Genomic DNA, 13,127 nt, shown 5'->3' with positions numbered 1-13,127 from the left:
GCCCGCCCCTGCGGACCGAACTGCCCCGTTCGCTAGCCGGTACTTTTTTCTCAAATCGCGACCCTTTGTTACCGGCTAACGGTCTCTCGGTGCCCCAGCCATAGCCCGGAAGCTCAAGCGGCGTGGGCGCGGTCGCCGGGGTCGCCATGCTCCTTAGCCGTAGGCGTGGTGCGCCCTGCGTTTGTGGTCGGCTGCCGGAGGTGGTCGAGTGGCGCTACCGCGCAAGGGGACTCGGCCGGGGACGTTGCCCTGCTGGCTGATCGCCGCTGCGGCCGACAAGAGACGGGTGGCTGGCCGATGCGGTGGCTGAGCGGCATGGCGAGGCCGGCAACCGCCTGACCCTCGCCTGGGGCTGACGGGCTTTGGTTGCGGTTCGGGAAGGACGCCGCCCACAGCGTGCCCCGACCTCGCCGCCCCGGGGGCTGCGTCGTTAGCCGGTACTTTTTTCTCAAATGGCGACCCTTTATTACCGACTAGCGGTGTCTCGGGCCCCAACCACAGCCCGGAAGCTCAAGCGGCGGCGACGCGGCTGTCTTGCTCGGCCGTGGGCGGGCGGGTGGCTTGGCAGGTTAGGAGTAGCGGCATGGGGTCGCCGGGGAGGCGCCAGAGGGTGTCGGGGCCCTGGACCATTGCGGGGTGGCGTTGGCGGAGGTCTACGGGGAGTTCGTCGAGGCGGGTGATGTGGAGGCCGGCGTTGATCAGGGCGTTGAGTAGGCCGCTGATAGTCCAGGGCCAGGTGATTTGGGTGTGGGTGGGGACGGGTTGACCGGTGTAGCTGGCTTCTACTTGGGTTTCGCGGGGTTGGGTGCGGAAGTAGGAGGTGGTGAGGCGGAGGTCGTTGTCGACCTGGCCTTGCTGGGGGTGGAATTCGGCGATGAAGAGGACGCCGCCGGGGCGTAGCAAGCGCGCCACCACGCGGGCCCATTCGGTGAGGTCTGGCAACCACATCAGTACGCCGTACGTCGCGATCACGATGTCGAACTGCTCATCCAGTACGTCGGCCGCGGCGTACACGTCGGACTCCACGAACCGGGCATCCAGCCCGACCTCATCGGCCAACCGGCGGGCCGCAGCGACCGCCTCACCCGAGAAGTCCAGGCCGGTCACCGAAGCGCCGAGGCGGGCCCAGGACAACGTGTCGAGGCCGAAGTGGCACATCAGGTGGAGCAGGCGTTTGCCGCGGACGTCGCCGAGTGCTTCCAGCTCGAAGGGGCGGAGTGAGCTGCCACCAGCGCGGAAGCCGTCGACGTCGTACAGGCTGGCGCCGCCGGCGTGCGCCGAAGCGCGCAGGTCCCAGCCGGCTCGGTTCTTCGCGACGCGCTCATCCATGCTGCCACGGTAGATCGCGCGTCGACCCACCGCGACGGGGTTTGCCCGATGGCTTCGGCCTCGGTGGAAATGTTTGCCCACAATCGGCAGCGCAGCGACAGTCGGAGCATGAAGACACTGGGGAAGCTGGCCCTTGCCGCGATTGCGTTGACTGCCATGGCGCTGCCTGCGTCCGCCGCACCGCCGCCCAATCTGGTCGTGCACTGCTGGGTGTTCGGTGAGACGGTGGTCGGCCCGTACGGCGTCAGCAATGTCTGGTACCTCGTCACCGACAAGAACACGCACAAACAGCGCTACGTGAGCGACGCCAACGTGGACATCGATCAGAGCCTGTACCCGAACTGCTAGCGCGCAGGTGTGGGCTCGGCGACGGGTTGTAGCGCGGTCGTGGTGGCCTGGATGATGCTGGCGTTGGCGCGGAGCCAGCTGGCGAGGACTACCTGCAGATCCTCGAGGTCCTTCTCTTCCAGGATCACCCCAGGCACCGGCACGCTTGCGCCGAGCTCGGCGAGCACGGGGCGCAGGTGCTGGTCGGCCAGCAGCTTGTGGCTGGGTGCGGCCGACACTGTCACCGGTACGACGACCGCGCCAGCGAGCGCTCGTGCCGGGAGCACGTCCAGGAAGCTCTTGAGCAGCCCGGTGTAACTCCCCTTGTAGACGGGAGTCGCGATCACGATCACCGATGCCGACGACGCGAGCTCGACCGCGCTCTCCAGCGCCGCCCGGTCCGCCTCCGGCGCCGCATCACCCTGGAAAATCGCCGGTGCGATCGTCACGAGGTCGACCAGCTCATCAATCCGGTACGGCGTTCCTAGCTCGGACGCGAGTAGTTCCGCGACCGAGGCCGCGGCGGCCGCCGTACGGGAGCCTGCTTTCGGGTTGCCGACCACGGTGACCACCGACTGCGGCCAGACCGGCGGATCCGGGACGACCTGCGGTTCGAACGCGATTGAGGGCATCTGACCCAGCTCCTGACCATCGGCAAGTGATGGGTTGAGCGTAATCAAAGTCGAGCCTGCTACTTGACTTTCTCAGATACTGAGCTGCGGGCCCGCAGCTTGACAACCACGAACCAGCCCACTGCGGCAACCGCACCGGCCACGATGACCCATTGGAAGATCCCGACATACGACTCGACCACGTGCCACCGCTCGCCCAGCTGATACCCGGCGAAGATCAGCAACGTGTTCCAGATCCCACTCCCGATCGTGGTCAGGAGCAGGAACAGCGGCACCGGCAACCGCTCGACGCCAGCCGGCACCGAGATCAGGCTGCGGACGACCGGCACCAGCCGCCCGATCAGCACCGCCTTCGCGCCGTGCCGGTTGAACCAGTCCTCGGCCTTGTCGACGTCCTCGATCTTCACCAGCGGCAGCTTCCCGGCCAGCGCGCGGGTCCGATCCCGGCCGAGGCCGGCGCCCACGCCGTACAGGGCAAGGGCGCCGACCACGGAACCGAGCGTGGTGAAGATGATCGCGGCGACCAGGCCGAGGTCGCCGCGGCTGGCCGCGAAACCGGCCAGCGGGAGGATCACTTCGCTGGGCAATGGGGGGAAGAGGTTCTCCAGCGCGACGGCGAGCCCGGCCCCGGGGGCGCCGAGCTGCTCCATCAGATCGGTGGCCCACCCGGCCAGACCGGTCGGTTCGGACGCCTGGAGAACAGTCATCTGAATAAAGTACCCATCAGGGACAACCCTGATTCGCCCTCACATCGCCCCCTCACATCGCGCCGCGATGCGCCGCGATCCGCGTGGCCGGGAGCTCCTTGTTGTACACGGCAACCTTCCCGACGGCGCCCTGGAAGTACGACAGGAAATCCCGCGTCCCCACGCGGAACGGCGCCGTACCGTCACTCGGCACGATCACCGTGCCCGAAATACTGAGGTCATCGGTGTCCCGCAACACCCCGTCGCGGTAGATCTTCGTGTACCCATTCGGGTACGTCGTGCTCTTCGCGTTCGCGTTGATCACCAGTACATAGTGGATCCACGTCCCAGCGGTGATCGCGTCCTGGAAGTAGGAACCTGCCCCGAGCCCGCCGGTGTTGTTGAACAAATAGCCCGAGATCCGGTTCGGCCGGTTCTCGGTGTTCGTGAGCGAGTACATGCGGGACACATACTCGTGCTGCCCGACTTCGCCCTTGCCCATCCAGTGCACGTACCCGCTGCCCTGCACATGCGGGAACTCGAGAGTGTCAGGCCGCATCCACGCCTCCAGCGTGAACACCCCAGTGGTCGCCGGGCTCAGCTTCGCGTTGTCCGCAACCTGGAAATACCCCGTGGCACCGTCGAATGCGGTCGCCGTCTCCCCGTTCGGCAAGACGGTCGCCGTACGGGCTCCGCCGTACGTGCCGGTCAGACCACCCACCACCGCTGCCTCACTGCTCGCCCCCGGCTGAGCCAACCGCCAGTAGGCGACCGGCCCGTCAGCCAGAACCGCTGTGTCATAGGCGCTGACGCACGGCCGCCGCGGCCCGGCATGAGCGGTGCCGGTCGACAGCAACGACACCAGAGCAATCATCACCACTGCGAGTCGGTACATGTGTTCCCCCTCACTGAGGAAAGGATCAGTCGGAACGCGACCGCGGCGCGGCCGTCGAGTGCCGGCGGACGACCGTGGCTTTGACGCCGACGGATTCGTCCAGCAGCACGCCCAACTCCGGGCCCGACCCCGCGTCCGGTCCCGAACTGTCGAGCAGCCGCGCGATCGCCAGCTGACCGACCCGGGCGCTCTGCCCGGTGATAGTGGTGAGCCCGGGGTGCACGAGCTCGGAGAGGATGTCGTCGTGTCCGGTGACACTCACGTCATCAGGCACTGACTTGCCGTGCTGACGCAGTCCTTCAACCAGACCAGCCGCCAGTACGTCGTCGAACGCCATCACCGCGGTGATCCCCAACTCGAGCACCTGCACAGCGGCCAGTACGCCGGCCGCGTGCGTACCGTCGGTCGGATCGAGCCGCACCAACTCAACCTCCAGCGACCGAGCTCTGTCGGCCACCGTCCGCGCGCGCTGCTTGTTCGACCACGAACCCGCCGGCCCGGGCAGGTATCCGATGCGGCGATGGCCTTGCTCGACCAACTCGTCGAACAACTCACGCAAGGCCGATCGTGAGTCGGTGTAAACACTCGGGATGCCCTCGACGACCCGGTTGACCAGGACCAGCGGCACGAGCCCGCTGATCTCGCGGATGTGTGAGGCGGTCATCCGCGGCGCGCACAAGATGACGCCGCGACTCTGCTGCGCGAACTGCTCGCAGACTCGGCGTTCGATCTCGGCATCGTCGTCGGTGTCCGCGACGAAGATGCCGGTCTGGTGACCGCGCGACACCCTCTGCGCAGCCTTGAGCAGTGTGGTCATGTAGGGATTGGTGATGTCCGGGACGACCAGCCCGATATTGGGCGACGTACCGGTGATCAGCGAGCGGGCCATCACGTTCGGCGTGAAGCGCAGTTTGCGCGCGACCTCGCGGACCCGGTCCGAGGTCTCCGGCGAGATCCGGCCGGGGCTGGAGAACACCCGGGAGACTGTCGAGATCGAGACCCCGGCTGCCTCCGCAACGTCTTTCAATGTTGCGGGTTTCGTTCTTGGTGTCGTCACATCGCCTCCCGGTCCATACCCGGGGCCGGCCGACGGGCCCAGCCGGACCCCAGCTCGGCGAAGAGGCTACCAGTGCTGACGACTTGATCGACGAGCTCGGCGATTCCCGGCAGACAGCGCACACCAGCCCTGATCCGTTGTTGCTCCGACACCGGAATCCGGACCGGCTCGCCAACCTCGACAGCTTGATTGACCACGTCAACGAACGTCCGTACTGCATCCAGATCGATCAATCTGTCGGCCGGACCGTCAATGTCGTTCAATGCCGCTAGCAACGGATGGATCGACGTTGACGCGACGTGTGGAACAGTGACGTGACCTCGCGTGCCATGCACGGTGATGGCAGGTGGGCGCACTACATCCGCAGCCGTCGTGCCCACCGCGACCACCACCGGTCCGTACGACGAACGAATGCGCAGTACGCCGGTATCGTCGCCGGTGATGTCGTGGACGGAGTACAGATCGGCCTCCACGCTTTCCGCCGCCCACCTGGCGTCGATCCGCCGAGCCAGCGTCAACGCGGTGTGCACGATGTGCGCTAGCGGATTGAACAGCGCTCCGTCGAAGACCGCTGTCCCGTTGACGTACCAGGCACCGGCCCACGGGCTCCGCGTGTAGTAGGAGTCAGGTCGCGACAAGCATCCGTGCGCAGTGATCCGTTCAACGTCACCAACCTCAGGCAGCAACGCCTCCAGGCGTTCGATCGTGGCGCGGGCCTGCTGGAAACCGACCTCCGCCCGCCGACGCGGCGTGATCGCCCGCAGCGCATCCAGCTGGGACAACAACGGCACCGGCGGCTTCTCGAGGTACAGCGCGCTTCCCGAGCGCAGCACCCGCTCAGCCAGGGCGAAGTGCGTATGCGGCGGCGTCGCAATCACGACCAGGTCGACCTCGAGCCCGTCGATCGATGACAAATACTGTGGTTCCACCGCAGCCGCTATGTCGACAAGTCGCCGCGTCTCCGCATCGAAGTTCACGTCGACCAGCGCGGCCAGCCGCAGTACGCCGTCCGCCTGCCACGCGAGCAGTTGCTCCAAGTGCCGTCGCCCGTAGCCCGCCGTACCGACCAAGGCGACCGTGGGCACCTTCATCCCGTCTGCGCTCATCCCTTCAGGGCTCCCTCGGCCAACCCACGGAAGACCTGCTTCTGCATGAGGAAGTAGACGAGCAGCGGCGGCAGCATGACCACGATCGCCGCGGCCGAGATCACCCGCTGGTCGGCCGAGAAGGTCCCGGACAGGTATTGCACGCCGACATTCACCGGGTACTTCGCCGGGTCGCTCAACGAGACCAGCGGCCAGATGAAGTGATCCCACGAGTCCAGGAACCCCAGTACGGCGATGACTGCCAGCGAGCCGCGGACCGACGGAAGCATGATGTGCCAGAACACCTGGAGTGGTCCGGCACCGTCCATGTCGGCGGCCTCGCCCAGCTCACCGGGGATCCGGATGAACGCTTGCCGCATGACGAAGATCGACACGATCGAGACCGCTTGCGGGAGCACGACACCTACCAAGGTGTCGTTGAGGTGCAGTCCGCGGGAGACCAGCAAGGTCGATACCAGGATCACCTCGAACGGCAGTACGGCCGTTGCCAGCAGCACCGTTGTGTACAACGCCCGGCCGCGGAACGGAATCCGTGCCAGCGCATAGCCGGTCAGAGTCGCCAGGACGAGGTTGGTGACCATCCCGAATCCCGCGATCTGCAGCGAGTTGCCGACGTACCGGAGCAGTGGGATCTCGGTGAAGGCGGTGGCGAAGTTCTCGAAGGTCGGGTGCTTGGGCAACAAAGTGCCGGGGAATCCGACCGTCGATTCGCCCGAGCTCTTGAGCGCCATCGTGACCTGCCACAGCAGCGGCGCGAGAACGGTGCCCGCGGCAAGGACCATCAGCGGCCAGCGGATCAGCTTTTCTTTCATGGGCGCGCCGTTCGCGAGATGAGCCAGCTGATACCAGAGACGGAGAGGACGAAGGCGAACAGCACCAGGCTGATCGCGGAGGCGTAGCCCGCATCGGTGCCGGGCGCAATGCCCTTCTGGAACAGGTAGACCACGATCGTCTCGGTCGAGTCGCCGGGACCACCACCGGTGATGACGAACGGCTCGGTGAAGACTCGCAGCGTCGCGATCGACGCGAGGATCGTGATCATGATTGTCGTACCGCGAATCTGGGGCAGCGTCACGCTGATCGTCCGGCGCAACCAACCGGCGCCATCCAGCTGACCGGCTTCGTCCAGCTCAGGCGAGACGTTCTGCAGCGCCGCGACCGTGATCAGGGTGTAGAGCGCACAGCCCTTCCACACCGTCACCATCGTCAGGCTGAGCAGCGCCAGCGTCGGGTCGTTGAGGAACGGCACCGGTGCACTGACGATGTGCAGCCCTTGCAACACCTGGTTGACCAGACCATCAGAGTTCAGCAGGTACTGGAAGACGACCGCGATCACCGCCAGTGGCAACACCATCGGCGAGAACAGCAGTGACCGTACGACGCCTGAGCCGCGCAATCGTGTATTGACCAGTACAGCCAGACAAGTCGACATGATCGTCAATACTGGAACCGCGATCAACATGTACAGGAAGGTGCGGCCGACCGCATTCCAGAACGCCGTGTCCGCCAGCAGTTCGGAGAAGTTCGCGAGCCCGGTGAACCGGCCGCCCCCGATCGTGCTGGCATTGGTGAACGCCAGCACGAAGGTGTTCGCGAGCGGCACGAACAGGAACGTGATCTGCAGGATGAGCGCCGGCCCGATGAAGAACAGCGGCACATACCAGCGATGTTTGCGCTGCGGCTTGGCTTTGTGGCTGGTTCGCACGCGCACTCCCGACGTCGCGACGGCCGTCACTGGCGGCGGTCCTTCAGAATCTTGGTCAGCTTGGACTCGGCCTCACCCAGCGCCGCCGCCGGATCGGCCTTCCCGATGATCGCGGGCTGAACGGCCGACCACAGCGTCTTCGCGTACTCCGAGTCGACGGCCGCCGGCTTCACGATTGTCTTGCCGTCGTGCAGACTGGCCGCCGCAATCTTGCGCGCCGCGACGGTCAGGTCCTTGTCGTCACCCGAGGTGAAGAACGCGTCGTTCAGCGACGCCAACGTGCTCGGGAAAACACTCGACTGCTTGCCCAAAGCAAGCTGATTCTCAGCCGAGCTGAGAAACTTCGCGAACGCCAGCGCAGTCGCCGGGTTCGCCGACTTCGTCGGTACGGCGAGCCCATGCGCAACGACCCAGGTTCGCTTGGTCGCGTCGCCTAGTGGCTTGCCGATGGCAACTTCGCCGTACAGGGCTGGTGAGTTCTGCTTGACGATTTTGAGCCGCGAACCGCCCGCCTCCAGGTACGCCGTCTTGGCATCGGAGAAGGTCTCGATCTCGCTGCGTTCCTTGGCGCTCACGCTGTCCTGCGGAATGCCGCCCGCCTTGTAGAGCTCGGCCAGTGCAGCAACGAACTTCTGCGCCTCAGGCGTGTTGACCTTTGCCTCGGACGAGTCGTCGTTGACCAGCGGTACGCCGATCGTCAGCAGCGAACTGGGGAATCCGGCCTCGGTCGGCTGGAACCCCGCAACCTTCGCCTTCTCCGCAAGCTGCTTCGACTGCGCGATCAGCTCGTCATAGTTCGCGGGTTGCTTCTCAATGCCGGCCTTGGTGAGCAGACCCTGATTGGCGATCAGCACCGGAGTGTTCAGGTACCACGGCAGGGCGGCGATGGCATTTCCGGAGTAGGCGAAGGAGTTCCAGGCCGAGGGGACATAGGTGTCCTTGACGTCCTTCGCGGCGGTCCCCATGTCGACGACCAGCTCGCGGCGGCCGAGCGGCGCCAGCGTCGCGGCGTCGAGGTCCATCACGTCGGGCAGCTTGCCGGTGACCGAGTCCGCACTGACCTTGCGCGCGGCAGCGTCGCTCGGGATGTCGGTCCACTCGACCTTCGTCCCCGGATGCGCCTTCTCGAACGCCGCGATCACGCCGTGCAGGTAGTCGTCGAACGTCGGCGACAACTGGATGGTCTGGAAGGTGATAGTCCCCAACACCGCGCCGGACGTGTCCGCCTCGGGCTGGGTGGACCCGCCGAGACCGCAGCCGGACAGCAGTAGCGCACCGACCGCCACGAACCAGGTGTTTCGTCCCCGCACTGCCATGACAACCCCTCTCGGATAGCCGGTCTGTGCAAACCTTTGACAAACCGTAGCCGTACAGTAGGCTCGGACTTCCCGGTGGTCAACGGATAACTGCCCACGAATTCATTCCGTGATCTCGGTTCTATGCAAACCTTTGACACATGCCTTCGATACGAGGTGAGGGAATGCCCGCTCCACTGAGCCCCGCTGCCGAGCGCTGGGTCGACGACTGGCTCGCCCGGTTGACCCCCGCGCAGAAGATCGCGCACTGCCTGCTCGTCCTGCCGACGATCGGCCCAGACGGTCTCCCGGACGCAGCCACCCGACACGCCCTCGAGCTCGGCGTCGGCACGTTGCACAGCATCCGCGACGTACCGGCTTCTGCTGCGACCGCGTATCACCAGCGCGTCGCGGAGATCTGCGCCGATGCCGGCCTGCCGCCCGCGCTGATCAGCGGCAATCTCGAGGCCGGAATCATGTACTCCCTCGGCCAGAGCGGCACGCACTTTCCCTACCCCCGCGGCCTCGGCATCGCCGCCGACCCGGACCTCGCCTACCGCGTGGCCGCCGCCACCGCAGTGGAGGCCAGGGCCGTCGGTTACCACTGGACCTTCAGCCCCTGCATCGATGTGGTGAGCGTCCCCGACGATCCGATCCTCGGCGTCCGCGCGTACGGCGTCCCCGCGGCACTGACCGGTCAACTCGGCGCTGCTCAGATCCGCGGCTACCAGGACAACGCCGTACTGGCGACCGCCAAGCACTTCCCCGGCCACGGCGACAGCAACACCGACAGTCACCTGGCCCAGCCGATCGTCAACCGCAGCCAGGCCGACCACGACGCCATCCATCTACCTCCGTTCGCTGACGCGGTCACGGCGGGCGTGGCCACCATCATGGTTGCCCACATCGCCTACCCACACCTGGGCATCGACGTCCCTGCCAGCCTGTCCCCCACCGTCAACCGTGGTTGGCTCCGCCGGGACCTGGGCTTCGACGGCGTCATCATCACCGACGCCCTCCACATGGATGCCATCGCCCGCTATCACACCCCGACGGCCGCAGCCCTCCTCTCCCTGCAAGCCGGCGCCGACGTAGCCAACGTCAAATGCACGTCCGAGGACATCCAGCCGGTCATCGCGCATCTACTCGATGCCCTCAGCAACGGTGATCTCCAGCAGGCCGATCTGGATGCGAGTGTCCGCCGCCTCCTAGTGGCCCGGACACTCGTCGGCCTCCATCTGTCCGACGCATCCCGTACGACGCTCGCCGACACCCCGACGTACTGGTCCGACCCTCAACGCCGCGCCACCGTCGACTCGCACCGAGTTGGCGGTACGGCGCTGGATCCGGCTGCGAAGGTTGTCGTGGTTGGCGATTCGGCGCTTGCCCGGCGGTTGGCGGAGTTGGGAAGCTTCCAGCTAGAGCCTGAGCCGCTGGTTCCCGGCGTACTGGCTCGGGTCGCGCAACGCCACCCCGGCGCCCAGCTGATCCCCGTCTTCGGCCCGGGCCCGATCCCCGCCGCCCAGCAGTGGAAAGACGTGGCCGCGGTAACAGCAGACGCACCCAACCGGTGCCCTGCAGTGATCGTGAACTCGACCCTCGCCGCCCACACCTTCGGCGACGTCGCCGACCTCGTGATCAGCGTGCCGGCGATGGACGCGTTCGACATCGTGACGGACGCGGCCGTGAACGCCGCGCTCGACGTACTGTGAATCCGCCCCCTGCAGAGGAGCCCTGCATGACCGTCGGCATCGACCATGCCCCCCAGATCAGCACCCACCCGACCCGTACGGCGCTCGGCCGCGCCGCCGCGACCTGGGCCGCGGAGCGGATCCGGCAGGCGATCGAGTGGACCTCCACCGCCCGGGTCATGCTCGCCGCCGCACCGAGCCAGGCCGAGACCCTGATCGCGCTGGCCGCAGAGCCGGACATCGACTGGAGCCGCGTCGAGTTCTTCCACATGGACGAGTACGTCGGCCTTGCACCGGAAGCACCGCAGGCGTTCGGCACCTGGCTGCACCAGAACTTCCTCAACAAGGTGCCGACCGCAACCTTTCATCCCGTTGCCCCCGGCACCGACCCCGAAGCCAGCGCCCGCCACTACGAACAGCTCATGGGTGACGCACCCTTCGATGTGGTCCTGCTAGGCCTGGGCGTCAACGGTCACCTCGCCTTCAACGACCCGCCTGCCGACCTCGACGACCCGTACGCCGCCAAGGTCGTCGCGCTCGACGAGACCAGTCGCCGCCAGCAGGTCGACGAAGGCCACTTCGCCCGACTGTCCGACGTACCGACGCATGCCGTCACCGTCACCATCCCGCGCCTCCTGAACACCCGCGACGTGATCGCCTCCGTCCCCGGCGCACCCAAACGCCAAGCCGTCCAGGACACGCTCACCCGCCCTATCGGCCCCGACCACCCCGGTACGGCGCTCCGCACGCACGCGCGAGTCCGCCTCTTCCTCGACATGGAGTCGGATCCGCGTTGACCACGTTTATCGGGGCTCGGCTGGTCGTTGACGAGGGTGTCGTCGACGATCACGCGCTGGTCATTCGCGACGGGCTGATCGAGGCGATCATCCCGGCAAACGCCGTAGCGGCTGGGGATGAGGTGCACGATCTCACCGGTTACACGATCGTCCCGGGGCTGATCGACCTGCACGTTCACGGCGGCGGCGGATACTCCTTCGACGACCCTGACCCGGCTGCTCACCAGCAGGTCATCGACTTTCATGCCCGCCACGGCGTCACCACGATGCAGGCGTCACTCGTCTCCGCTCTCCCCGCCGATCTCGACCGCCAACTCGATGCGCTCGCACTCAGCACCGGCGACGCCCTGCACGGCGTTCATCTTGAGGGACCGTACTTAGCCGTCTCCCAATGCGGAGCCCACAACCCGGCCGCCCTCCGACCGCCTACGCCCGACGAAGCCGACCGCCTGCTAGGACGCAACGGCCTGATCACCATGGTGACCGTCGCCCCGGAGCTCCCCGGCGTACCCGAGTTCACCCGTCGCCTCACCTCGGCAGGCGTAGTAGTTGCCGCCGGCCACAGCGAAGCCCGCGCCCCCGAACTCAACGCCGCAGTCGACAACGGACTCACCCACCTGACGCACCTGTGGAGCTGCCAGTCGGCCTTGGTCCGCGAAGGGCCGTGGCGTCTCCCCGGTCTCATCGAAGAATCCCTGGCCTCCACCCATCTGGTCGGCGAGATCATTGCCGACGGCCACCATCTCCCAGCGACTCTGATCGAGATCGCCCGCCGCTGCCTCGGCGACCGCCTCGTCGCCGTCTCCGACGCAACCGCCGGCGCCGGCATGCCCGAGGGCTTCCGCTATCGCCTGGGCGTCATCGACTGCGAAGTCGCCTCCGGCGTAGGCATGGTCGTCGGCGCCAACGCCTTCGGCGGCAGCACGACTCCCTTGGACGGCATGCTCGCCCACCTCCACCAAGCACTCGGCTGGCCCCTCCCCGAAGCCGTGGCCGCCACCAGCACCCGCCCCGCCCGAGTCCTCAACCTCGCCGACCGCAAGGGTCGCCTGACCCCCGGCCACGACGCTGACCTGGCAGTCCTCTCCCCCGACCTCACAGTCGGCGCCACAATGCGGGCCGGCCGCTGGATCCACAATGCCCTCGGCTGACGTCAGCTTGCTTGCCGAGTACGCCGCCCGACTGACAGACGCGATCAACACCCTGGCCCGCGACGAGTCCGACGCAATCGACCGCGCCGCAACCGTCCTCGCCGAGCAACTCCGTCGCGACGGCCTCATCTACATCTACGGCCCCGGCGCCCACTCCGCGATCGCCGTACAGGATGTCTTCTACCGAGCCGGCTGCCCCGCGAACGTCGTACCGGTCACCGATACCAGCACCACCCTCGCCGCCGGCGCCCTGACCTCAACCCAAGCCGAACGCGCCCCCAACCACGGCGCGACCGTAGTAACCGCCTCCGGCGTCACGCCCGGCGACCCCTTCATCATCGTGAACGCCTTCGGCATCAACGCCGCCGCACTCGACGCCGCCCGAGCCGCCCACTCCCGAGGCGCCTACGTCATCGCCCTAACCACCCCCGCCACCACAGCCGCCCTCCCCGCCAC

The 13,127-nt window shown here is 66.8% G+C and carries 14 protein-coding genes; 5 read left to right on the top strand and 9 right to left on the bottom strand.

What is annotated here, in order from left to right; all coding sequences use genetic code 11:
• Positions 1 to 510: 510 nt before the first annotated feature.
• Positions 511 to 1,329 (bottom strand): class I SAM-dependent methyltransferase, encoded by an 819-nt coding sequence (locus tag E1263_RS38950; RefSeq protein WP_132176889.1) that lies wholly within the window; start codon positions 1,327 to 1,329, stop codon positions 511 to 513.
• 108 nt (positions 1,330 to 1,437) lie between these two features.
• Between E1263_RS38950 and E1263_RS38945 the strand changes: the two genes are divergently transcribed.
• Positions 1,438 to 1,677: a hypothetical protein gene (locus tag E1263_RS38945; RefSeq protein ID WP_132176887.1), complete on the top strand. Its 240-nt coding sequence runs from the start codon at positions 1,438 to 1,440 to the stop codon at positions 1,675 to 1,677.
• On the opposite strand, the gene E1263_RS38940 is transcribed toward E1263_RS38945, so the two are convergent.
• From E1263_RS38940 to E1263_RS38905, 8 genes are read right to left on the bottom strand one after another with little or no spacing between them, the layout of a single operon-like run.
• Positions 1,674 to 2,288 (bottom strand): NADPH-dependent FMN reductase, encoded by a 615-nt coding sequence (locus E1263_RS38940; protein ID WP_132176886.1) that lies wholly within the window; start codon positions 2,286 to 2,288, stop codon positions 1,674 to 1,676. The genes E1263_RS38945 and E1263_RS38940 overlap by 4 nt on opposite strands.
• 59 nt (positions 2,289 to 2,347) lie before the next feature.
• Complete coding sequence (locus tag E1263_RS38935) at positions 2,348 to 2,995, bottom strand: DedA family protein (protein WP_132176884.1); 648 nt, start codon at positions 2,993 to 2,995, stop codon at positions 2,348 to 2,350.
• Positions 2,996 to 3,047: 52 nt separating this feature from the next.
• Complete coding sequence (locus E1263_RS38930; RefSeq protein WP_132176882.1) at positions 3,048 to 3,869, bottom strand: LamG-like jellyroll fold domain-containing protein; 822 nt, start codon at positions 3,867 to 3,869, stop codon at positions 3,048 to 3,050.
• 25 nt (positions 3,870 to 3,894) lie between these two features.
• Positions 3,895 to 4,926: a LacI family DNA-binding transcriptional regulator gene (locus E1263_RS38925; RefSeq protein ID WP_132176880.1), complete on the bottom strand. Its 1,032-nt coding sequence runs from the start codon at positions 4,924 to 4,926 to the stop codon at positions 3,895 to 3,897.
• Positions 4,923 to 6,032 carry a Gfo/Idh/MocA family protein gene (locus tag E1263_RS38920; protein ID WP_132176878.1) on the bottom strand — a complete coding sequence of 370 codons (1,110 nt, stop codon included), beginning with the start codon at positions 6,030 to 6,032 and terminating at the stop codon, positions 4,923 to 4,925. Before E1263_RS38920 ends, E1263_RS38925 begins: the two co-directional genes overlap by 4 nt.
• Positions 6,029 to 6,844, bottom strand: coding sequence for a carbohydrate ABC transporter permease (locus E1263_RS38915; RefSeq protein ID WP_132176876.1), 816 nt, complete (start codon positions 6,842 to 6,844; stop codon positions 6,029 to 6,031). The genes E1263_RS38920 and E1263_RS38915 overlap by 4 nt, the downstream gene beginning before the upstream one ends.
• Positions 6,841 to 7,737: a carbohydrate ABC transporter permease gene (locus E1263_RS38910; protein ID WP_132176874.1), complete on the bottom strand. Its 897-nt coding sequence runs from the start codon at positions 7,735 to 7,737 to the stop codon at positions 6,841 to 6,843. The genes E1263_RS38915 and E1263_RS38910 overlap by 4 nt, the downstream gene beginning before the upstream one ends.
• Positions 7,738 to 7,763: 26 nt before the next feature.
• Positions 7,764 to 9,053 carry an extracellular solute-binding protein gene (locus tag E1263_RS38905; protein ID WP_132176872.1) on the bottom strand — a complete coding sequence of 430 codons (1,290 nt, stop codon included), beginning with the start codon at positions 9,051 to 9,053 and terminating at the stop codon, positions 7,764 to 7,766.
• A gap of 164 nt (positions 9,054 to 9,217) precedes the next feature.
• Between E1263_RS38905 and E1263_RS38900 the strand changes: the two genes are divergently transcribed.
• The 4 genes from E1263_RS38900 to E1263_RS38885 form a co-directional block, all read left to right on the top strand.
• Positions 9,218 to 10,744, top strand: a complete 1,527-nt coding sequence (locus tag E1263_RS38900; protein ID WP_165956904.1) for a glycoside hydrolase family 3 protein — start codon at positions 9,218 to 9,220, stop codon at positions 10,742 to 10,744.
• Positions 10,745 to 10,770: 26 nt separating this feature from the next.
• Positions 10,771 to 11,520, top strand: coding sequence for a 6-phosphogluconolactonase (locus E1263_RS38895; protein WP_132176868.1), 750 nt, complete (start codon positions 10,771 to 10,773; stop codon positions 11,518 to 11,520).
• Positions 11,517 to 12,671: an N-acetylglucosamine-6-phosphate deacetylase gene (locus E1263_RS38890; protein ID WP_132176866.1), complete on the top strand. Its 1,155-nt coding sequence runs from the start codon at positions 11,517 to 11,519 to the stop codon at positions 12,669 to 12,671. The genes E1263_RS38895 and E1263_RS38890 overlap by 4 nt, the downstream gene beginning before the upstream one ends.
• The coding region (locus E1263_RS38885) for an SIS domain-containing protein (RefSeq protein ID WP_132176864.1) at positions 12,658 to 13,127 on the top strand (470 nt) is incomplete at its 3' end. The genes E1263_RS38890 and E1263_RS38885, both read left to right, overlap by 14 nt.

It is taken from the genome of Kribbella antibiotica (assembly GCF_004349055.1).
GTDB lineage: Bacteria > Actinomycetota > Actinomycetes > Propionibacteriales > Kribbellaceae > Kribbella > Kribbella antibiotica.
The sequence above is the reverse complement of the archived record's forward strand: the minus strand, read 5'-3'. Positions and strand labels throughout refer to the sequence as shown.